We start from the raw sequence: 22,986 nt of genomic DNA, 5'->3' as shown, positions 1-22,986 counted from the left end.
TATGTATCGACAATAGAAAAGACACCCTATGGCGGCCCGGCTGTCTTAGCATACACGATCATATGCCTTAGACCCGCAGCTTTGCGTCCCCGCCTTTCAACGGGTTTGCCAGTAACGTCAGTGTCGTTGTTAACCTTTTATAGGTATATAGTAATAGTTTCCTTATCCATTGTAAATAGATTCATTCATTTTGATAGGTCTATAGTTTTACTTTTGTATAATTTACGAGAATTAACCGCTTGCCGTTCAGTCCTTATAGGGATCGAATTCGTCAGCCCCGGCCATGCAGACGCCGATTGGCTTCAGCACATGCAGAACCTCAATGGTTTCCGAGTGGGCATCAAGCACCTCCTGCAGCTTGCGGTAGACGAACGGACTTTCGTCCGTACCCGCGCCCCGAAGCTCAACGCCGAATTGTTGGACCGCCTTCCTCATTTGGTCTGGCGTGATCTGACCGCCGGAGCGCTTACGCGTCTTCCAGTTCATCTTACCTGCCGCCTGTGTACGGCTCATAAGCCGGCCTGCTCCATGAACGGTGCTGTAGTAGGCATCACGGTTCTCGTCCCCCGTCCTGCAGCCAAATTGAGGAATCCGCTGGCCGTCTTGTGTCCGAAGCCGCGGCTGCCGAAATGATTGCTCACCCACAGCCTTCCCGTACCGGCTTCCTCGAACAGGTCCACAAAGTGGTTCCCGCTTCCGACCGTTCCGAGCTGATCCCGGGCCAGCCCCTTCAGCTTATCGTGCTCTTGCCGCCCTATGGCTGCGAAGACTGCCCAATCCGGATCATCGAACAGCTCGTGATCGACCTTCTCACTGTTGACCCGGCCGATACCAAACGAGATCTTCGCGGCAATCCGGTCCATGATAGGCGCGATTCTCGGCCTAATATCCGAAGCCATAAGATTCGTACGTACCGCTTTGTTGCCGCATGCAATATCATAGCCTACTCCCGATGGAGAGATTTGCCCGCCGTAGACGACCACCCCTCCAATCGGTTGACTATAGCCTTTATGATGGTCTGCCATCAGCAGTGTTTGCACCACATTGCCATGCTCATTACAGGTCTTGGCTTGCAGCATCGCGCCTTCGTCTGGTTTTCCCCAGACGCGAACGCCTTCAATGGTTTGATAGGTCATGTCCAATAACTCTCCTAACGTGTGAATTCATGCTCTAATCATCGCTCATTCTGCGCTTCCCGAACATGGCATAAGTATGACGATGCTTCAATTACTTTGTCTATCCACCGTCTGCACGCACTGGTAGAATGATAATTATACGTTTGTTCGGGTTCGAAAGGAGCATTTCCCTTATGGCCAAAGAGAGCTTTGATAAAGAAGTCCAATTCCTGCGCATGCTGGTGCTGACGAGCGGCGCTTACAGCCGGCAGCAGTTCGCCGAGCGTCTCGGCATCTCTGTCCACACCTTCGATAAGACGCTACGCCGTCTAAAGGAAATCGTCGGCACCGTCTACCAGCAGCTGCCCGAGACGCAAGGCCGCGAGTTTGCGAACATGCTGCGCTTCAATTATTACGAAAGTGCAGATCCCATGCTGCTGTTTCTATACCGGGCCAAATCGGTCAAAGAATCGGAGAGCTATCGCCTCTCCGTTCTGATCGCAGCCCTTCAGCAGCGTTCCCTCACGGCGATGGAGCTGCTCGATGTATGCTGCGGCGGACTGCCCTCTGATTTTCCAATGCCCGATGAGAAGACGATCCGCTCCGATCTTCGCTATTTGGAGGAGGTTGGCGTGGTTCGCCGCGAAGCCGGGGGACGGCCCTATAGGTATGCCATCCATAACAGCTTGGTGAACGAACTGACGGAGCAGGAACGAATCGATTTGTACGCCTTCGTCGATGTGATGGCCAATACGCAGGTACCGTCTGTCCAAGGGTATTTGCTGCGTGACAGCCTGAAGAAGGCGTTCAAGCTGCAGGATGCGATGGAGCCCTTCTTATACCGGTACCACTACTTTTCCCGGATTCTCGACGAGGCACATCTGTTCACTCTGCTGCATGCGATCCGGGATCGAAGATCGATTACGTTTCTATACTTCTCGCCGAAGAACCGGCAAAGCTACGGATCGAAGAATACGAACCCGCTATTCGAACGCGAAACCGAGGGCAAACAGGCAAGGATGCTGCCGCTGAAGGTCGTGTACGACCACCAATACGGCCGATGGTATCTGCTCGGATATGCCCGTCATGATATTGTGAAGTACCGCGTGGAGGGCATTACTCAAATCGTGGAGGAAGAGGATAAGGCGGAAGAAGCGCTGTTCGCCGAAAGGATGGAGCTTCTGCAGCTGCGAACGCGTTTCAGCTGGCTCATCGATACCGGACGGGCGGTTCTCATCCGCGCACGCTTCTTCAATCCCGAAGGCGCCAAGGTGAATTTCATCCGGGAGCGAGTAGAGCTTCAAGGACAGTGGGGCGAGATCACCGAGACCACCGGCGAATCGTTCATCTACGAGATTACGGTGAATGGTACGACAGAGATCAAGCCGTGGCTCCGCAGCTTCGGCTCGAGCTGCGAGGTTCTGGAGCCGCTTCAGCTTCGGCGCGAGTTTATCGCGGAATGGAAGGAGATTCAAGCTTATTATGAACCTGTTCGAGAAAATCTTTAACTACCAGCTGATTTCCCGGCTGGAGGAGTCCGGCTCCTATACGCTCACCTCTCATGAGAGAGCCTGGTTGAAAACAATGCTCGCTCATCCTGCTGCAGACGAGGCCTTCATGCCAGAGACGCTGCGCAAGCTCCGCGCCGTGCTGGAATCCGAACCAACGCTCGGACTATCCGATCATGTGGTGCAGAAAGCGCGAAGCGCGGAGCGCCAGGTCTACCATCCGCTCCTCCGGCCCCTCCGGCGAATCATCATGAATGGCAGCGGCATCCGGCTTACCTTCCGGCTCAAGAACGGGGGCGTCTATACCGGCCACTACGGTTTTCCATATCGCCTGGAATACAGTATGGTCAAACGGGAATGGTACCTGCTCTGGCACCATATGCGCCATCAAAGCTTCATGTCGACGAGACTCGCGAACATCGTGGATGTTCACGAAGAGGCTATCGCTCCGGACCGGTCGGCAGCTCTGCCTGCCCAGATTAGCGCACAATTGGAAGGGCGCAAGGAGACTGCCATCATTGAGGTCGTCAGACTGTATAATCAGGAGCTGTCTCGTATTCTTTACGCATTCTCCTGCTTCGAGAAAGAAGTCGATTATGACGGCGATTCGGATACGTATCGGATTAAGCTTACGTTTCTCGGCGATGAGAGCGAATATGTGCTGTCAAAGATTCGCTTTCTCGGCAAACGCGTCCGCGTGGCAGAAGGTGCGAGGCTGCAGCGCCGAATGCTGGAATCCACATCGAAGGCGCTGGCACGGTATGCGGCGGAAACGCAATAGCGGCCTGTTCCTGTCAGTTTCTTGCTGACATCGGACAGGCCGCTTGTTATTTAAGGGATGCTGCGGCTCTTATAACAAGAGCCTATCCAATCAATGTTACTGCCTGCTGCTCGGCCTGCAGCAGTCTTTCGCGCACGCGGACCACCTCTCCCACAATAATGAGTGCCGGATTGCTTAGTTTTCGCAAGGCGGCAATTGTATGAATATCCGAAAGAGTTCCTATGATGGTACGCTGGCGAGAAGTCGTACCGCGTTCGATCAAGGCAACCGGGGTTGTGGAGGCCTTGCCGTGCTTAAGCAGCTCTTCGCGAATAGCCGGGAGCTCGCTGACGCCCATATAAATAGCCAACGTATCCACGCCATGCGCAAGCAAGTCCCAGCGAACGGGCGGCTTGTCGCCATGACAGCGGCTGCCGGTCACACAAGCGAAGGAAGCGGCATACTCACGATGTGTAACGGGAATGCCCGCTGAAGCGGCAGCACCGATAACCGAAGTGATACCTGGTACAACTTCATACGGGATTCCCCATGTTGCAAGCTCTAACGCTTCTTCAGCTCCTCTTCCAAAGACGAAAGGGTCTCCCCCTTTAAGACGGACGACCATCCTACCCTCCCGCGCATAATTGACAAGCGTCTCGTTAATCCGCTGCTGAGGCATCGCATGCGAGCCGGGAGCTTTGCCGCAGTAAACCAACGCTGCATGGGGACTGGCGTACTCCAGCAATTCATTGCTTATGAGACGATCGTACAGAATAATGTCTGCTTGTTGAATGAGACGCATAGCCTTCACCGTAATAAGCTCAGGATCACCAGGTCCTGCTCCGACAATATAGACCTTGCCTGTCATCGGTCCCCTCATAAGCCGCTCCCTTCGGCTGGCAGTATCGCAGCCTTCGTGTCCGGTAACTTTGTTCCTTGCTGAGCAAAGGATAGGTTGCGGGTAAACTTTCTTTGAGATAAATAGAATAGAACGCCTGTAAACAACGCGCCCCCCACAAAGTTACCGATCAACACCGGAATTTGGTTCCACAGCCACCAATCAGCCATGGATACGTCAGCGCCAAGCAGCATGCCCGCGGGAATAACGAACATATTTACGACAGCATGCTCGAAGCCTTGCGCAAAGAAAATCAAAATCGGCAGCCACATCGCTGCAATTTTGCCCATCGTAGATTTGGATGTAAAAGCCATCACGACACCTAGCGTTACCATCCAGTTGCACAGCACGGCCTTTATGGTCACAAGCATCATTCCGTCATAGCCCATTTTTTGATAACCGAGCGTTTTGGTTTCACTTAATTGGATGAGCATTTGTGCCAATGGATTGCTCATATCCGTACCCATCTTCGTCACGGTCAAACCATACAAGACCGCATATAAGCCGCATCCGACAAGATGCCCCAGAATGGCCCATCCGAAGCTTGCGAGCATACGAGGCATCGTTGTCTTACGCTCCATAACCGATAATGGAAGGAGTGCAAAGGTTCCCGTCACAAGTTCAAGACCCAGCAGAACGATCATGACAAAGCCCACGGGGAAAATAAGAGCCCCTACCAGACCGATGGACGTTTGACTAACAGCCGTGAAAGCCAGTGTTGTCGCGCAGGCGAGTATAGCGCCTCCCAACAATCCGCGGATCACGATATGAAAGGCGTTTAAGCTTGCTTTTGCAGTTCCAGCTTCAATCATGGCATCTAACACTTCACCAGGTTTTACATATGCCATTGTCATTCCTCCATCGTTTTGTGAAGCTTATCCTCACAGATTTTCGCCGTAACAAGCTTCATCACAAGCATAAGCTCAAATCGTGATATAGATAGATCCGCTCTCGCGGTCAATTTCAGTTTCGTACGTGTTGACGCAGCCTTCGTCAGGCTCATGGACGCGGCCGCTGCGAAGATCGATTCTCCAGTCATGGAGCGGACAGTGTACGGATGTCCCGCACACCATTCCTTCCGACAACACTCCGCCCTTATGCGGACATTTATTTTCTACAGCAAGCACACTGCCGTCCGTTAAACGGAATACGGCGATATCAGTACCCTTTACCCGCATAGTACGCGATCCCTTCACATCAATATCCGATAGATTAGCTACCAGCAGCTTCGTTGTCATAGCCGTACGCCTCCGTTTCATCTCATAAGTGGTGAACCCAACGACGCTTCGTTGCTAGATCTGCATAGACTGTTCACCGGTCAAATGCTCGAAGTTTTTGCGCAGCTCCGCCGTTTCTACGATTTGCTTCCAGGGATCGGTTGTCAGGCTAAGCGTTTTCTCGATTCGCGCCATAAGGGCAAGGCGGTCCTCTCGTTTCTCCAACGCTTTCTTGACATAGTCGAGTCCAACGCGCTCAATCCATTGAGCAGTACGCTCATTCCATTGGGCATGTTCCCGGTATAGCTGCAAGTAAGCGGAGGACCATTCCATCACCTCGTCCTCGGTCTTCACGATGGTGAGCAGCTCTGTCGCTTTCACTTTAATGCCGCCATTGCCGCCAACATGAAGCTCCCAGCCGCCATCAATCGCGATAACGCCAAGATCCTTGATCGTCGATTCCGCACAATTCCGCGGACAACCGGACACGGCGAGCTTCACCTTAGCAGGCGTATTCAAGCGTTCAAAGGCCTTCTCCATCCGGATGCCCATGCCGATTGAATCCTGGGTTCCGAATCTGCAAAACGTATTGCCGACGCATGTCTTGACAGTTCGCAGCGTTTTTCCGTAGGCGTGTCCGGAGGGCATATCGAGCTCCGCCCAAATTTTCGGAAGATTTTCTTTCTTCACGCCCAGCAGGTCGATCCGTTGTCCTCCCGTGAATTTGACCATCGGCACTTCGAATTTCTCGGCCACCTCAGCGATCTTCTTCAAATCGGCTGGGGAGGTAACTCCGCCATAAATACGAGGAACGACGGAATAAGTACCGTCCTTCTGAATATTCGCATGATACCGCTCGTTCGTGATACGGGATTCCTTCTCATCGACGTATTCCTCCGGATAAAGCATGCCAAGGTAGTAATTCAGGGCCGGACGGCATTTCGTACATCCCTCGGGGTTGCGCCATCCAAGCACGTTCATCACCTCTTTGGTGCTCATAAGCCGCATTTTTGTAATTCCATCTACGATCTCATCCCTGCTATGCGACGTACAGCCGCAGATACCTTCTTTTACTTGCTCGCCGAGTGAATCGCCTGCGTACAGAGTCAGCAATCCCTCTACGAGAGGCTTACAGCCGCCGCAGGAAGCAGAAGCCTTCGTGCATGATTTAATAGCTTGAGCGGTATTGCAGCCTTTGGTCATGATCGCTTCGGCAATCGTTCCTTTTGACACACCGTTACAGCCGCATATAATTTCATCCTCGCCCATCGCTTCAAGCCTGTTACCACCGGAGGATTGACCAAGCAGATCCGACGAAATACCAAGCAATATTTCCTTCTCGCGCCCTGCTACCGACTCTCCCTTCTTAATAGAAGCGAATAATTCCGCACCATCCGAGGTGTCTCCGAACAGCACCGCACCGATAAGCTTCCCATCCTGAATGACAATTTTCTTATACGTGCCAGCCAATTCATCTTGAATTTTCAGAGCCCGGGTGCCCGGCGATTCCTCGAAGCGTCCGGCCGAGAATACATCAACGCCGGAAACCTTCAGCTTTGTTGAGGTGACAGAGCCCGTATAGCCGGCCGTCTCCACACCGGCCAGATGCTTGGCTAGCACAGCACCCTGCTCATAAAGCGGGGCAACCAAGCCATATCCGATGCCGCGGTGCTCCGCACATTCGCCGACGGCATAAATGCCGGATACACTCGTCTGCATGAAGTCATCCACGACAATACCGCGATTCACATCAATGCCAGCCCCCCTGGCCAGCTCCACGTTCGGCCTGATCCCGACGGCCATCACGACTAAATCACCATCTACCTCAGTACCATCCGTGAAGGCCAGCCCGGTAGCGCGGCGCTTACCTTTAATTGATGTTGTGCTTTTCTGCAATAAAAACTTCATCCCTTGCAGCTCCAGCTCGCGCTGCAGCATCCTGGATGCCGCTTCGTCTAATTGGCGTTCCATTAAATAGCGGTTAATATGGACGACAGTCACTTCCATCCCGAGATGGAGAAGCCCCCGGGCGGCTTCTAGCCCGAGCAAGCCACCGCCGATAACGACTGCTTTCTTATATTTTTTGGAGGCATCGATCATCACCTCGCAATCATGAATATCACGGAATGCGATAACGCCTTCCTTGTCTGCGCCGGGAAGCGGCAGCATGAATGGATTGGAGCCCGTTGCAATAATAATCGCATCGTAAGCCGCTTCAATGCCTAGGTGGGAGGTAACCTTTTTGCGCTCCGTATTAATTTTTGTCACCCTATGGCCTGTATGCAAGGTAATGTTATTCTCTTTGTACCAATCCCAGTCGTTGATGACGATTTCCTGCATATCCGCGCCGCCCGCCAGGACAGAAGAAAGCATAATGCGATTATAATTGGGATGCGGCTCAGCACCAAAGATCGTTATGTCGTAGCTGCCAGGAGAAAGCTTCAATAGATGCTCAATTGCCCGAACTCCTGCCATGCCATTACCGATAAGCACTAATTTCTTCTTCGTTATAGCCATTGTCATTCTCTCCTCCCCATCCTTCGTCTGTCAGAAAATAATAAAAGCCTGCTTCGCTCCAAGGGAAAACGTACATCTCCCGTTGATGCGAAAGCAGGCTTCTTTGCCGCTTCAAACGAATACACCGTTGTATTCGTGAATATATAGGGTTGCTAACGTAAATGTACAACAGCATCAAAGTATATGTCAATATAATTAACACCAAAAGTATAAAAAACTTGGGTCGTGACATTATCGCAATATTTGTGTTATAAATAGTGACATAGGTATCGATAAAGTCGTTAAGGAGGGGGCGCTTCTACATGCGTTCTTTGTTAGTGGTCGATCATCGTACGGCAAATGAGGCAGCCATGTTGGACCCTCAGTCGGAACAGCTTTCAATAAAACAATCACCGGCGTGGATGCTCGAGGCTTATGGTTATCACGTTCTGCGCGCTTTCGATGAGAAGAATAACGAGCTTCAAATGGGCAGCGCGGACGCAGTCATCCTTCACTTGCCGCTGAATGAGGTTAAGCTTTGGGGCACCAAGCTGCTCAAGCACAAGATGATTCCGATGCTATGGTGGTGCAGCGCGGACATAGCGACTTTATCTGCCGCCTTTTGCGAGGACGACCTGCCTATCGATGGCCTTCTATCTCCTTCGATGAGTGAGCAGGAGCTGCATTGGGCGCTGCATTTCGGCTCTAAGCAGCACTTTGAGAGGCTTCAATGGCTGAATGAGCGCAAGCAGCTGGAGGCCCGGCTCGAGGAGCGGAAGTGGATTGATATGGCTAAGGGGATCTTATGTAAAATCAAAAACATTTCTGAAGCGGAAGCCTATGACGTGCTGCGCAAGCAGGCGATGAATGAACGCAAACGAATGGTTGACGTTGCTACGTCGATCGTCAAGGTGTATCAACTGCTTCAGGATCAAAAATAAGGGGGTCCTGCCGTGATTACGAACCTATTAAAGGAAGTCGGACGGGGAAAACGAGGCGCTCGCGACCTTTGCTATGATGAAGCGCTGCTTGCTGCTGATGCGATCCTGGATTTAAAGGCAACCCCGGCACAAATCGGCGCCTTCTTCATCGCGGAGCGAATAAAAATGGAAAGCGTCGAGGAGATTGAAGCATTCGTAACGGTGTGCCGCAAGCATGCGCATCGCCTGCCTATTCAACAAGGGCTCGATTGTGCAGGACCTTATGACGGCCGAAAAAAGTCGTTTTTCGCCACCTTCCCGGCAGCGTTTCTTCTCGCAACGGCCGGACTGCCGATTACGCTGCATGGAGCGGCAGCCTTGCCCCCCAAATGGGGCATAACGCTGCATGATTTGCTGCATGAATCCGGGATTGATGCCGACCGTCTTTCTCGTGATCAGATTGTTAAGGCAGCCAAGGATACGGGAGTGCTGTACGTTCCGGCCGAAGAATGGTGTCCGCAGCTTAGAGCGCTGCGTTCGATTCGAATTGAGCTGGGCATGCGAACGGTGCTTAACACGGCCGAGAAGCTAATCGATTATTCGCATTCGCCTTTTTTAGTATTCGGCATTTATCATAATACCGTCTCTGCGCGTATGGCCCAGCTGGCGACCAATTTGGAATATACAAGAGCGCTCATCGTTCAAGGGATGGAGGGCTCCGAGGATTTGTTCATCGAACGGCCGACCCGCACTTATTTGGTCACAGATGGAGAATCCAAGCTTCATATGATTGATCCCGACACCTACGGATTAGAAACACCCCTGCCAAAAATGGAGTGGACGCCCGCCGAGCAATTGCGTGTATCTGAGTCCGTGCTTCAAGGACGCGGGCATCTCGCATTCGTCAATCAGGTGCTTCTTAATGCAGCTGTGAGATTACAGCTGGCGGAGAAGGTTGAATCCATCGAGGAAGGGCTTTATACATGCAAAGCTTTGCTTGATGACGGTGCACCATGGGAGTTATATCGCAAGTGGCAAAATGCGCTGCAGGCCGAGAGCGCTTTGCCCTGCAGCAGCTAGCATGGCCAAACAGTGCTCGTTCACCCATCGCGTTCGGGGATATGCACTGGTCAACGACATGGCTATCCGCACGCTCCTCATGCCTCTCATGCCTCTTCAAATTGATGATCTAGTGAAAAACCCGGTTGAACAGCCCTGGTCAACCGGGTTTTCATCTACATCCATCGTCTGCTCCGACACCTATGCGCCTTTAACGGCCGCCAGCGGCTTGCACTTGGCGACCACCTGGGCCAGTCCGGCTCCGACGACGCTCGCAATAATTTGATCCACGTCTTTATAGGCCTGAGGAGATTCATCGATGAGGCCTTCCAGCGATCGTTGGTTCACGACGATTTCATCCTCTGCACCCACACGAAGCGAGGCTTCGAACTCGTCAAGCGTGACCAGCCGTTTCGTGGCGCTCCGAGAGCGGATCCGGCCGGCACCGTGGCAGATCGAGTAGAAGTTGGCCCGGCCTTCGGGGCTTCCAACCATGATATACGAGGCGGTCCCCATAGAACCGGGGATAAGTGCCGGGTGCCCTGTTCCAAGGTACGGATCCGGATTATCGGGATGCCCGGCAGGCAGCGCCCGCGTTGCGCCTTTGCGATGCACGAAGTACGATTGCCCTTCATGCTCCTCTTCCCACGCATAGTTATGCATGAGATCATACAGCGTGCTCATCTCGAATTTGGAGCCGAACACATCTTTGCCCGCTTCGCGAACGGCATACGCGATAAGATGACGATTAACGACCGCATAATTCAATGCCGAATACATCAGATTGACGTATGTCTGTGCAACAGGATGCGCTAGCGCCGCATATACCAGCTTCGGGTCCGCAGTTCCATAGCCGTCTGACCGCATAACCTTCGCCATATCGCTGCTGCAGTATTGGCTGACCGATCCTCCCCAAGCGCGTGAGCCGGAGTGAATCATGACCGCGATCTGTCCATCAAAGAGTCCCCAATCCTCGGCAACAGCTTGATTCTCCTCCGGAATTTCAATGGCCTGAATTTCTACAAAATGATTCCCGTTCCCGAGCGTACCCAGCTGCCGGTGTGACCGATGCCACACCACATCCGGGAAACGGTTCAACGACTCCTCGTCCAAATGAAATTTGGCGCACTCCACATGCGTCAGCGAGGTTGCTTTGCGCGGCGTATAGCCGTCAGGAATGTACTTCTTGGGAAGGCCGTGCAGCCCCTTCGTGACCACATGCTCTAGCCGGATATCTGAGAAATGTCCCCGCGCATGCTGCTCCACGGGCAAATATTTCTCAATCGTTCGAACCAGCTTGCGCCGGAGACCCACCTCCTGCAAATCCTCCTTGCGCAGGTTGGTCAGATGAACCCGCATCCCGCAGCCGATATCACTCCCTACAATGGAAGGCGATACATAGCCATCTTCGGCGTTCCATACTGCAGTCGTGCCGATGCACGTCCCCACCCCGACATGTACGTCAGGCGTATAGCTCATATAAGCTTGGTTCGGAATTTGCAAATTGTTATTTGCCATTTCAAATACTTTATAATCCAGCGTGTTATATATTTCTTGTCCGGCATACACATGCAGCGTTCCTGAAGGAAGCGGCACCTGCCTGTAATAGTTTGTATTCATGCAATAAGTTCCTTTCAATTCTCAATTTAATAGAAGAAATAAGTGGTGTAACAGCATTCATGTCCGCTGCCTCCTTTCAGGTCTCCACGTGAATGATTTTCGGCTGCAAGCAAACCGCTGCCTGCCCACTGTGAACAGCAGGCGAAGCGCGATTGCCCGCTCAAATATACGCAAAAAAACCATAGACTCATTGTCCATGGTTAACGATTGCATTCATGCCGGGCTATACGTATAGAGGGCTATACGTTAGTCCCTGCTGCTGCCAAAAGTCCGTGGAGACCAATGAAACAAGAGATAAGCTTGTGAAGTTAAGGTGACGCGTTGTGTTGGATAAGTCATTTCAATTGGCCTCCCTTCAAAAATGTAGGTCTATCATATATGCGCAGCCCAGCATTTGTCAATAGTCGCATACTGCGCAGTAAGGATCCCCAAGGGAGGCCCTCTTTAGCTCGCATCCCCCTTCGAACCGACCAGCATATTCAAGCGTTCCAACAGATTGCTCCCGCCGGATAGCGAAATTGTGCCGATCTTCTCGCATATTTTCTCCAGAAACTCGAGCTCCTTCAACCGGAACAGCGTCTGGTTCTCATCCATGAGCTTTGCGGTATTCAGCAGGCTTCGCGTGGAGGCCGTCTCCTCGCGGCGTGTGATCAGGTTGGCCTGCGCCTTCTTCTCGGCCAGCAGCACCGTGTTCAGAATATCCCGAATCTCACCGGGCAGAATGATATCCTTCACACCGGCAGATAGAAACTTGATGCCGAATTCGGCACTCTTCTCGTTTAGGCGAGACAGCGCATAGGCGGCGATTTCCTGCTTGGTGCGAAGCAGCTCATCAAGCTTGAGCGTTCCCACGTATTCACGCAGCACTAGCTGAAGCTGTATGTAGATCTGCTCCTCGAATGACTTGATTTCCAGCGCCCGGAGCGGCTCGACGACCCGGTATTGGCAGACAAAATTAAGCCGAAGCGTAATTTTGTCCTCGGTCATCATCTCTTGGCCGGTCAGATCCAATTGCTGCTGACGCAGGTCAATCGTCTTAATGACAGCTTGTACGGGACCGCGCCAGAAGTAATACTTGCCCGGCGGAAGCTCCTTCTTCATAACGTTGTTATAATGCAGCAGGCCCCGTTCACCGCTTGCAACCTCCTGCATATGTACGTAACCGGCCAGCTTAGGCACAATGGACAGATCGATGTCCGGCCCAATCTCCGGCTCACGTATGTCGACACGGACGAACCGGTGACGCTTCAACGAATTCCAGAACGCATATTTGCCAGCGGTCAGCAGAGCAGCGAATTTACCGTCTTCATAGTGCAGCACATATTCAAAATCCTGTACATCGACCACATCCAGCTGGCGAAGCAGCTCCTCGTCCTGAAGAAATAGATTCAGCTCCTTACCGGGAACGCTGAAAGGCTTCATGACGTTCATCACGGTCACGGTATCGCCGCGCAGCGTAGACATCCAATGGATGCCCGAGTCCAGCGGCTTCATATAGCGGCCTTTATTAAACAGCAGGCCGCGTTCATCGGCTTGGATGATTATTTTCTTAAACATATTATCCTCTCCTCACGGTCATGCCTTGCCCGCGAACCTTGTACGGGGAAGTCCGCCGGAACGGCAGCGGAGCCTGGTTTAAGGGGAAGCGGCGGCTCAAGATTGGCCGAATCTCCCGGTTGTCGCTGTGCCTAAGCCGCTTGCACGCAGGCATCTGCGAGCCGGTCGCTTGGGATAACCTGAAGCGGCAGCACTCCCCGGTATCCACCGGCTGCATAGCGCCGATCCGGTGCCTGCTACACTCAGCAGGCTGGAATTCCCTTGCAAGGTTACTCTTTTTCATCATTACCGATTCATTGTATCGGTGCTCTACCAATGAGCTTATCGCGTGACAGGCGATATGGGATTCGAACCCATACATTAGAGCAGCAAGGCCTTGTTCGCGCACCAGTATACTTGGCCCTATGATGAGCAAGCACTGCGGAGCCATATGGAAACTCCTGCTTCGGCAACGCCGTCCGTACCGCTGCTGCCCTCTTATCTTCGCGTAATTTCACTTGGGCGAACATGGTGAAAGTATGGCGACTACTGAAAAAGTTATTAGAGCAAGTGCGGCCTGCATGTGCTGCCGGCGGCAAGTCGTGCAGGCTTAATGCGCCGGATAGGAGCCGTTAATGTTACAAGTTGTGCGGAAGGGTGATTGGAGCGTCGGATGAGTTATTCGATTGAAGATGGGAGCTAAGATTGGGAGACATTCTAACATATAAATTCAATAGGGGGTTCGGAGGTTCGGGGGTTCGGGGGTTCGGGGGTTCGGGGGTTCGGGGGTTCGGGGGTTCGGCAGGATGATGAGTTAAGCGATAGGTCGTCTGGGGTGCTCTATCAATTGTGAATTTAGCTAATGGATGAGATGGGGGCTACTCGGTCGGTTGAAGGTCTAGCAGGAATAGACCCTTATACTAGTCAGCTAGCCCATAAAGCAAACCAGCCCCCAATCTCGTAGTTGGAAGCTGGCTCTATGGAGCTTGAAGACCTGTCGCCTTTCGCATCATCGGCCAGGGTTCTCTAACAAGCGGCACACTGACTATTGATTATTTGGCACGTTCCAAGAGGAGTCTCTGGCCAGTCCTCCTAGGTAATACCGATAGCATCATAGGAAACATAATAGCCAAACCCTACTCGCGCATGCTCACCCTTTGAGCCGATAAATCGCTTTGTTCTCCAAGCCTCTGATCATCGGGGTCCACGGCTCCGTCTCCGGTGTCGTGTCCAGCGCATCTTCGACCATCTGAAGCTTCGCGTCCATCGCATCAATGTGATGCAGTGCAACCGCCTCCGCCATCTGGGGTTGGACAGGGCTCCCCCATTCGCCTAAGTTGTGATGGGACAGCACTAAATGCTGCAGTCCGATGATTTTCTCCGATTGCAAATCGTACTCGCACCGGATGGCAGCCTCCGTAATCCAATTGGAAACCATCGAGATATGGCCGATCAGCTTGCCTTGGACGCTGTAATCCGATACGATGCCCAGCTGCGCGATCATTTCCTCCGGCTTGGCGATATCATGCAGAATAATGCCGGCTTTAATATAGTCGGGGTTTAAGAACGGGCGCTGTTTGCAAATAAACTCGCCTATCTCCAGCATCCGCACGATATGGTAGGCCAAACCGGCAAAATAGGCATGATGATGCGTCTTGGCCGCCGGATAATGCATCAGCTTCTCTTCCACCTTCGCTACACAGAACGAAACGACGGTACGAATTTCTTCATCGGTAATGCTATGGATAGCCTGCTTGATCATATGAACCAGATCAACCGGCCGGATTGGAGCGGAGCGGATGAAATCCGTTAACGTAACACCATCCTCGGGAGTCACTTTGCGGATTCGAAAAACCTTCACTTGCAGCCTCTCACGATAGGTCTGCACAATCCCCTGTACCTTGACTAACTCCATCGGAAAGAAGGTTTCCTTGTCAGTCGGTGTTACATCCCAATACTTGGCCGACATCTGTCCGCTGGCATCGCACAGAACGATATCGAAATAGTCTTTGGGGGGCGTACCGTTGGTCTGCTTTACTTCCAGCTCTTTCAATAAATAATAGCCCACAAACTCATCGTTGGCCGTCAATTGCTTCATCAACGTCATAATTGGCTCCTCCTACGCATGGCTAGAGCTATTATACCTTGAATAAAGGCTTAGCGGCGAAAATGAATTCCTGAACCTGTAGAATCTCGACACGAAACGCCAAACACTTAAACAGCCTCAGGTAGAATAGGATTGCCGTTATGAACAAGGAGAGGTTCGCGCAAGCAATGGCAGACTTACTTGCTGTTGGCACGCCGCAAGGGTCAGTGAGCGTAATAAAACCGCACGAATACAACTGTACTGCCTCGTACTCGTGCGGCTTGGAATGGCTGCCGTCACGTACGGCAGCCTTGAATGAAATGTTCTCCTCTGGAATAAGACGGATTATTGCTCCATCAGCTTGCGAAGCTTGCCTGGAAAATCGGTGATAATGCCGCTTACGCCCATTTCGAGCATGGCCGCCATACCCTCTTCGCCATTGACGGTCCACGGAAATACAGCCACGCCCTGCGCTACGGCAGCTCTGACCGCTTCGGCTTCAAGCCGCATAAACAGTGGGTGAAGCGAGTATGCGTCGACACCGGCCGCTTTGGGAAGCAGCGCATAGTCTTTCAAGTTCAGATCGTACAGCAATCCGACACGAAGAGAGGGCTCGAGCTGGTTCAACGTTCTCAGACAGTCGAAGTGGAACGAAGAAACGATGATGCTTGCGGTCCGGTTCATCCGGCGCAGCAGCTCGACCAGCTTCTCTTCCATCCCTTGTCCGATCCCGCCCTTGATTTCCACATTTATCTGAATATGTGCGGGCGTCATCGCAATGACTTCCTCCAGTGTCGGAATGCGCTCTCCCGCGTATGTAGGATTAAACCAAGCACCGGCATCGAACTGTTTCATTTCTTCAACGGTCAGCTGGTTCACAGCCCCTTGGCCGGACGTTGTCCGATCTACCGAAAAATCGTGAATGACGACGATTTGCCCATCTTTGGACAGGTGCACATCCAGTTCGAAGGCGTCGCATCCTTGCTCAAGCGCCAGTTGAAATGCAGCCAGTGTATTCTCGGGTGCTTCACCAGCTGCGCCGCGGTGGGCGATAACGATCGGCAGTTCCTTATTCAATGAACACACGCTCCTTATTGGACAACGGCAGGAACAAACAAAACAACCTTGTCACGTAAGCGCAGCCTCGCAGGGGCGAAAGAAGCGGATATGGAGCAAGGGCTTCTTGGAGGGCGATACCTGGCCGTCCCGTTTATAAATTCGGTTTTAGTATACGAAAGCCGCTTAGAGCTGTCAAACCTTTTACAAGTTCTTCTTGTTGACCTTGCGGTGGTTTTCGCCCCATTCGTCCATAAGATCGAATATCGGATCCATTCGGCAGCTCCGGCCCGGTCAATACGGATTTCTTCATCGAGGGCAAATCGGAAGAGCAGCAAGCCATGTCTGCTGCTTCATGTACGGCACAGCCTTGCCCAATGCCGATAAGCACCAAGAGAACCGCGCCCTCAGGACCCGGTTCTCTATCTTCACTAGCTGTCTTGATATACAATCCGATCCTGCCCGTCCTGCCGTGCAAAGCCGCGTTCGACCGCGAGGGCAATTCCGTTCTTAACCACCTTCTCGAGCGCCGGTCCGGAGCGCATATAACCAAGCGTCCGGGCCACCTGCTTGACCAGATCCTCGGCTGGAAGGCTGATCTGCGCGAAGAGAACCGACTTCACCGTATTCGCTATTTCCTCGGGCGGCAGATCCTCCGCCGCGCGTCGCTGCGTATCGTCGGATGCCACACGAAACATGGAATAGCTCTCCGGTTCGACGCCTTCGGGCCAGATGAATACCGTTCCGCCGTTCTCCGTTCGACGAACGCTTCGCTTCTCCAGGAGCTCCTCGAGCCGTCTGTCCAGCTTGGCACCCATACGGGCAATTCCCCAAGCCTGCAGCACACGTCTTGCAAGCAGACTGCGGCTGATTGGCCCTTCTTCTTGAATGACCCTTGTGATTTGCCCGAGAATCAACGGCGTGTGCGTTGGCGAATAGAAGGCGTCCGTCCCCAAGTCAACGCTCTCGAGCTCCGATGCAGTATACCATGCCGCACCGCTCGGCAGCCGCCGGGGATCAGCTGTATACAGGGAAGCCAGCCGCTGCGCCTGGACTGCAGGCTCTGCCACGGCGCCGCTCTCTTCTCTCTGCTCTGTATAGCCCGTTGACTGATCCAGAGCACGGCTGTCTGCGCTTGAGACCTTAACAATCTGGTCGTCCAGCGTGGAATCTGCTGATTGACCAGGCACTGTGCCGGTCAGCCCTCCCAGTAACACATCCAGCTTCTCGTCTTGCTTTACGCCTTGCAGTAGATCGGTTTGATCCAAGTCCCCCCTGCCTGGCAAGGTGTCTTGAATCTGCTCCTCATCACTCACCCTTTCCGGTGAACCTTCATAGGAAGCGGCCGGTTGACCGTCACGCAATCCGCCAATCGCTCCATCCCTGGCCGGTTCCTCCACGCGGCGACTCTCTTTCGCTCGTTGGATCACCTGCCGAATGCTGCTGAGCTCCGCGTTCCGGTTCTCCCACCAATCCGGCGACCATACCCGGTGCAAGCTCCATCCGAGCTGCCCCAGAACTTGGAGCCGCAATATTTCGCGATCCCGCGCCGTCTTGGCATTACGGTACATCGGCCCGTCCAGCAGGAGTCCCAGCATATATTGGCCAGGCTGCTCCGGATCCAGAATGCCGACATCGATCCGGTAGCCCGATGAACCTACATACAGGTCCGCTTCGTAGCCGAGTCGATTCAATTCCTCCACCAAGCTGCGGTGAATGTCGGATACCGTGGATACCTGCTTGGCGGCTTCGCCGGCCGGCAGCGCCTGTTTCCCTTTCTCCGCGTAATCCAGAAAAGCCTTAAGTCCGAGCACACCCTGCGCACTCGTGCGGCTGGCACTTAATTGATGGGAGCGCAGCGTCGAGAACACCATCATTTCATGCCTTGCCCGGGACACCGCGACATTCAACCGCCTCCAGCCTCCCTGCCGGTTAAGCGGGCCGAAGTTGTAGCTGATCTTGCCCGCCGCATCTGGACCGTAGCCGACCGAGAATAAGATGACATCCCGTTCATCCCCTTGAACGTTCTCCAGATTCTTCACGAAAATCGGCTCGGGCAGCTCGGGCAGCAGCAGCTCCAGATCCGCTTCCTTCTTGAACGTCTCATCCAGCAAATCTTCAATGAGTGTCTGCTGAATAGAGCTGAACGTTACAACGCCAATGCTTTGCGTCCGCAGCTGGGGATCGCGCAGTCGCCGTGCAATTTCCGCAACGACCGCCTCCCCTTCCGCGACGTTCTGCTTCGTGCGTCCCCGATCATAGTAACCCTCCACAGGACGCCAAGTGACGCTCGATACCGGTTCATCCGGCGAGGGGAACGTCATGAGCTTGCTGTCGTAATAATGCGTATTGCTGAAGGCGATAAGGCTCTCATGGCGGCTCCGGTAATGCCAAGACAAATGCATCTGAGGCATACCAAGCGCCAGACAATCGTCGAGTATGCTCTCCATATCTTGAGTGGCGATATCTTCTTCGTCCGATTCCTCATTCGTCTTCGAGAAAAAGCTGGTCGGCGGCAGCTGCTTCGGATCGCCGACGATAACGGCTTGAGTGCCTCTTGCAAGTGCCCCAACGGCTTGAGACGTAGGCACTTGGGATGCCTCGTCGAAGATGACCAGGTCGAATTTTGCGCCTGCCGGGTCCAAGTATTGCGCGACCGAGATCGGACTCATGAGCATACAGGGCGTCAAGCGCGGCAGCAGGTTCGGCACCTGTTCGAACAGCTTGCGGATGGAGAGCGCTCGTCCTCCCCTGCGGATAGCACGCTGCAGAATGCCGGCCTCGGAGCTCTGCGCGGCTTCCTGCGTCATCTTCGGCACCTTGGCCGACAGCCTTGCCGCAATCTCCTGGCGGGTCAGCTCTTCGAACCGGCGATCCGTTTCCTTGAAGCGCAGGATACTTTCTTCGAATAAGCCGCCGGAGAAAGCGCCCAGTTGACTATCGGCCGCTAAGATGAAATTGGCGCAAGCCTTGTACAATCCGCGTTCAAAGGCCGCGATCAGCCGGTCGTTCGTCAGCTCGCCTTGTTCATAGGGGGCGATAAGCGGCATCAAGCCCGCTTCCTCTGCCTGGTCGCGAACCCGCCGCCATGCGCACCAATCGCGCAGGCCGTCGAGATGAGCTGCGAAGCGGCTAGCCTTCTCGCCTATAAAGGCATACCAATCCTTCGCGCCTTCCATTCCCATCAGCTTCGCAGCATCCACCTGCAGCAGCTCGCACAGCTTCCGCTCGCCCGCGTCTGCTTTCCGCCGGGCGGCAACCGCCGCTTCAAGCCGATTGGTCTGCGCGAGAAACGCGCTTCGGCCGCCTGCCAGCTTGTTGCCGATCCGGCTGCGTGCAGCGCCGGCCTCCGCCTCATTGCCAAACCATACCATAAGCAGCTCCTGCAGCCGTAAAATCCAATCGCATGCCGAGGCTAGCCCATCCCAGTCACCCTGATCATCCTTCCACAAGGCCAAGCCGAGCAGCGGTGCTGCGATGGCTCCCGCTTCCTTCAGCTTCCGCTCTTCCTCCTGCCAGCGGATGATATCGGATAGATGCGTCTTCACCTGTTCTTTGGACAGGACGGCTCCGGAAACCGCCATCCCTTTCATCAGCTTGAGTACCCGATTCTGTCCAAGCCATTTCGGCAAGAACCATTGCAGCTCCGTTCGCGTCCACTCCGACAAGGCCGTCTGCGCGTCGAACCGGATCACGTCCGGTCCATAATTGGCAAGTACCGCTGTCTTGATCTCGTCCCGCCGTCTTCCTTGCTCGGCTGTCGCCTGAAGCTGATGAACGGCTTCTTCGAGATTCTGCGCTTGCAGCAGCGCCGGCTTCACGTCGGGGATACGAATCATCCACTCGCATAGCTGCGCAAGTATCTCAATTTGTTCGTAGCCAACCGGGGCGGGATCGAGTCCAAGCAGCGAAGCCGCGTCATCGAGGGCAGCACGGGATGCTGGCAAATCGGACACATAACGCTCAAGCAAGCTCTCCACTTCCACCTTGAGCGGCTGCGAATAGCCCGTGCAGCGCGCATCAGCCAAGGGATGCCCGGCCGGATTGCCGCACCGGGCGCCCGCAACTTGAAGCTGGGACGCCAAGTCCCGCCAAGCCGTCAGCTTCTCCGGCGTCAGCTCAGCGATTGCAGCCGGCTCGAACGAGGCGGCGTCCGAGGCAGGCCCTCCGACACGTTCGTATTCAGATATAGCCTCAAATAGCGAAAAACCAAAGGGATATGGGCGATGCAAACCGGACACGTACCCATTCAACTCGCCCCGCAAGCCGGCCAAGCGCTCTGCCTGAACGCTCCACGCTTCCGGCGAGAGCACGCTCGGAGCCTCCAGAGCCGCATTCAGCTGGTCGAGAACGGCCCTCTTCGTGCTTTTGTTCGAGTGCAGCTCCAAGCAGAATGGACCTAACCCGATCTGATCGAGTCTCTTCTGCACAACGGATAAAGCCGCCATCTTCTCCGCCACGAAGAGCACTCGTTTGCCGCCCGCAAGCGCCCCTGCGATCATGTTCGTAATGGTCTGGGATTTGCCCGTGCCAGGCGGGCCGTGCAGCACGAAGCTCTGCCCGCCCGCAGCCGCTCGAATGGCAGATAGCTGGGATGAATCGGCGCTTATCGGAGTCATCTGTGTGCCCGGATGATCCTCGTCAAGCCTTTCTTCCTCCGAGCCGGTTCGATCTGCAAGCCCTCTTAGTCGGCCTTCCATCAGACTGGCGACAATATCGTTCTCCGCCAGAGCTTCGGCATGCGAGCGAATATCGTTCCACATGACAAACTGACCAAACGAGAACAGTCCCAAATAAGCCGTCTCCTCAATGTCCCAACGCGACATCTGCATAAGTGCATGCCGGAGAACCGTAAAGATTTGCTTGAGGTCGATTCCCTTCTCATCCCTTGGGAGCGGATCAAGACCGCCGATCCCAATGCCAAAATCCTGCCGCAGCATTTCGAGCAGCGTAATATTCATTTGCGGCTCTTCATCCCTCGCGCGGATAACATAACCAAGGCGGGACGATTTCCGCACAATGTCGACCGGAATAAGAACAAGCGGCGCGTAGCGCGGCATTTGGCTAACCGGCGTCTCGTACCATTTCAGAAGACCTAGTGCCAAATACAGCGTATTGGCTCCATTCTCCTCCAGTGAAACGCGGGCGGAGCGATACAGATGAACTAACCTCTTGTCCAGCTCCGCTGCCTGAATATCCGCACGCAGCCGCTTCCGGTTGAATTCTTCCCGAAGCAGCTCTGCGTAGGGGTGATGGCTGCCAATGCTCGGCTGTGCATTGACATCCCGCCTGTCATCCTGCCAGTCGCCGGGCTTCGCGAGAAGCTGGAACTCCCCGCCTTCCGCCAACGCATCCTCCAGGTCTCCGAGCAAATTCGTCATGAGCGGCACACTGGACCTCGTCAGACGAAAGTTAATCAGCGTATTGCGAAGCGACAAATCGAGCAGCCGGCGTTCCCATTGCTTCTGTCTGGTCATAGGAAGGGACTCGACGTCTTGCGGCCGTTCGAGAACCTCCACATATTCCGGTGCGCCGGATCTGTCCGTAGACTGTCCATCCGGCCTTGGCGAGGCATCTGCGGACGGGCCGTCCTGCGACGCCGTCCGAAGCGGCAGCGGACGTATAGCGCCGGAACGTGCTCGCCGGATATCGACTAAACAATCGAACTGATCCAGGTTGTGCAAATGCGCGGCAGCTAGTGCGCAGGCCTCCTCGAAACGGATCTGCTGGCCCGCCGCGAATGCCGTCGATTCCATGAGGCAGATCTCGCTTATACCGGGGGCGATTCGTTTGGTCAACAATGAGATGTCGTCCTGCACGCTCTCGGAGAACGTCTCCTCGACAAGCCACACGCCCGTAAAGGCATGCCCTTCGGTGAACACGAGCAGCGGATGCAAGCCCGCCGCTTCTAGGCATGCCGCATAGAGAAGCGACAGGTCCAGACAATTGCCCATCCGGTGTGCGAACACGGTATCCGGAAGACGGACGCGCTGACCGACCTGCTCAAAGCTTGGCGGCGCTACGCAGTATGCGATCGCTCTGTTCTTCAGGGCGGCATAGATTGCCGCAGCTTGCATGCGGACCTGATTCGGATCCTTGCTCTGGTAAGCGGTGAACGACGGACTGCCGCTCCACTCGCCCAGCTTATCCAATGCCTCGCGCATGATGCGCGGAACCTCCGGTTGGTTGGGCGTGACGAAAGCAGCCACCATCTCGGGCAGCACGGCAAGGCCGCTCCACTCGTCGAATGCAAGCACCGCGATCGGGACGCGCTCCTCATATAACAGCGCAGTGTCCTGCATGATCGCGATGGCAATCGAACCACTTACCCGTTCCGTTAACCCGCCAAGGTAGGAAGCCGACATCTGGAGATGGATGGGACCCAAATCGACCGACTGTCCGGCTGGCATTATATCGTAAGTTTGGGTCCACTCGAATGCAAACTGCGGCTCTGCCGTGAGCCTGACGGTCACTTGGCGCAAGTCTTCGCCGGCCGTCGTATTGGTTAGTACGATCTTTTTTACGACAGGAACATGGTTCTGCTGCATCGCATAGTTGACGGTCTCGCTATATGTCCAATCGCAACGAATTTTGTCGTTCAAAACTTATGTCCTCCCAGTTCTTAGAAATGATGTTCGGGTCTCTTGATCTATTGGAAGAATTGTGATTGTCTACTGATTCATATGATAGCACTATATCATTAAACGGCGCTATT

Annotated in this window: 14 protein-coding genes, 1 pseudogene and 1 riboswitch; of the genes and pseudogenes, 4 read left to right on the top strand and 11 right to left on the bottom strand. The window is 54.1% G+C overall.

The features are described from left to right. Positions 1-27 precede the first annotated feature (27 nt). Positions 28-120, bottom strand: a riboswitch (cyclic di-GMP riboswitch). Positions 121-246: 126 nt separating this feature from the next. Beyond that, positions 247-1,136 (bottom strand): annotated as a pseudogene (locus NNL21_RS30670) (RtcB family protein). A 173-nt stretch (positions 1,137-1,309) separates the two neighbouring features. Here NNL21_RS30670 and NNL21_RS30665 point away from each other — a divergent pair. Together NNL21_RS30665 and NNL21_RS30660 are read left to right on the top strand one after the other, a co-directional pair. Next, on the top strand, positions 1,310-2,623 hold the full coding sequence (locus tag NNL21_RS30665) for a helix-turn-helix transcriptional regulator (protein WP_204821929.1): 1,314 nt from the start codon (positions 1,310-1,312) through the stop codon (positions 2,621-2,623). After that, positions 2,598-3,404, top strand: a complete 807-nt coding sequence (locus NNL21_RS30660) for a WYL domain-containing protein (RefSeq protein WP_204821930.1) — start codon at positions 2,598-2,600, stop codon at positions 3,402-3,404. Before NNL21_RS30665 ends, NNL21_RS30660 begins: the two co-directional genes overlap by 26 nt. An 82-nt stretch (positions 3,405-3,486) precedes the next feature. Here NNL21_RS30660 and cobA read toward each other — a convergent pair whose 3' ends face one another. The 4 genes from cobA to nirB form a co-directional block, all read right to left on the bottom strand. Beyond that, the gene (gene cobA, locus NNL21_RS30655) at positions 3,487-4,251 is read right to left on the bottom strand and encodes a uroporphyrinogen-III C-methyltransferase (protein ID WP_204822000.1); all 765 of its coding nucleotides are present in this window, start codon (positions 4,249-4,251) and stop codon (positions 3,487-3,489) included. Between the two features lie 8 nt (positions 4,252-4,259). Beyond that, positions 4,260-5,129 (bottom strand): formate/nitrite transporter family protein, encoded by an 870-nt coding sequence (locus tag NNL21_RS30650; protein ID WP_204821931.1) that lies wholly within the window; start codon positions 5,127-5,129, stop codon positions 4,260-4,262. 75 nt (positions 5,130-5,204) lie between these two features. Then, a complete protein-coding gene (gene nirD, locus NNL21_RS30645; RefSeq protein ID WP_204821932.1) occupies positions 5,205-5,519 on the bottom strand; it encodes a nitrite reductase small subunit NirD in 315 nt (104 codons plus the stop codon). 54 nt (positions 5,520-5,573) lie between these two features. Next, entirely contained in the window at positions 5,574-8,015 is a 2,442-nt protein-coding gene (nirB, locus tag NNL21_RS30640; protein WP_305881023.1) for a nitrite reductase large subunit NirB, read from the bottom strand. A 302-nt stretch (positions 8,016-8,317) separates the two neighbouring features. On the opposite strand from nirB, the gene NNL21_RS30635 reads away from it, so the two are divergent. Then, the gene (locus tag NNL21_RS30635; protein WP_204821933.1) at positions 8,318-8,935 is read left to right on the top strand and encodes an ANTAR domain-containing response regulator; all 618 of its coding nucleotides are present in this window, start codon (positions 8,318-8,320) and stop codon (positions 8,933-8,935) included. A gap of 15 nt (positions 8,936-8,950) precedes the next feature. After that, positions 8,951-9,994, top strand: coding sequence for an anthranilate phosphoribosyltransferase (locus tag NNL21_RS30630; RefSeq protein ID WP_204822002.1), 1,044 nt, complete (start codon positions 8,951-8,953; stop codon positions 9,992-9,994). Positions 9,995-10,174: 180 nt separating this feature from the next. Here the strand turns inward: NNL21_RS30630 and NNL21_RS30625 are convergent, their stop codons facing one another. The 6 genes from NNL21_RS30625 to proA form a co-directional block, all read right to left on the bottom strand. Beyond that, on the bottom strand, positions 10,175-11,593 hold the full coding sequence (locus NNL21_RS30625) for an RtcB family protein (RefSeq protein WP_204821934.1): 1,419 nt from the start codon (positions 11,591-11,593) through the stop codon (positions 10,175-10,177). A gap of 444 nt (positions 11,594-12,037) precedes the next feature. Beyond that, positions 12,038-13,150 (bottom strand): slipin family protein, encoded by a 1,113-nt coding sequence (locus NNL21_RS30620; protein WP_204821935.1) that lies wholly within the window; start codon positions 13,148-13,150, stop codon positions 12,038-12,040. A gap of 1,129 nt (positions 13,151-14,279) precedes the next feature. Continuing rightward, positions 14,280-15,236: a 3'-5' exoribonuclease YhaM family protein gene (locus tag NNL21_RS30615; RefSeq protein ID WP_204821936.1), complete on the bottom strand. Its 957-nt coding sequence runs from the start codon at positions 15,234-15,236 to the stop codon at positions 14,280-14,282. 324 nt (positions 15,237-15,560) lie between these two features. Then, positions 15,561-16,301, bottom strand: a complete 741-nt coding sequence (locus NNL21_RS30610; protein WP_256555590.1) for a glycerophosphodiester phosphodiesterase — start codon at positions 16,299-16,301, stop codon at positions 15,561-15,563. 124 nt (positions 16,302-16,425) lie between these two features. Next, positions 16,426-16,722: a hypothetical protein gene (locus NNL21_RS30605; RefSeq protein WP_204821938.1), complete on the bottom strand. Its 297-nt coding sequence runs from the start codon at positions 16,720-16,722 to the stop codon at positions 16,426-16,428. Continuing rightward, complete coding sequence (gene proA / locus NNL21_RS30600; protein WP_204821939.1) at positions 16,703-22,873, bottom strand: anti-phage protein ProA; 6,171 nt, start codon at positions 22,871-22,873, stop codon at positions 16,703-16,705. Before proA ends, NNL21_RS30605 begins: the two co-directional genes overlap by 20 nt. Between the last annotated feature and the right edge of the window lie 113 nt (positions 22,874-22,986).

Origin of the sequence: Paenibacillus mendelii (assembly GCF_024498075.1) — a bacterium.
In the GTDB taxonomy this organism is placed as follows: domain Bacteria; phylum Bacillota; class Bacilli; order Paenibacillales; family Paenibacillaceae; genus Paenibacillus_Z; species Paenibacillus_Z mendelii.
Note: the sequence above shows the minus strand (reverse complement) of the source record. Positions and strands in the feature narration are given on the sequence as shown.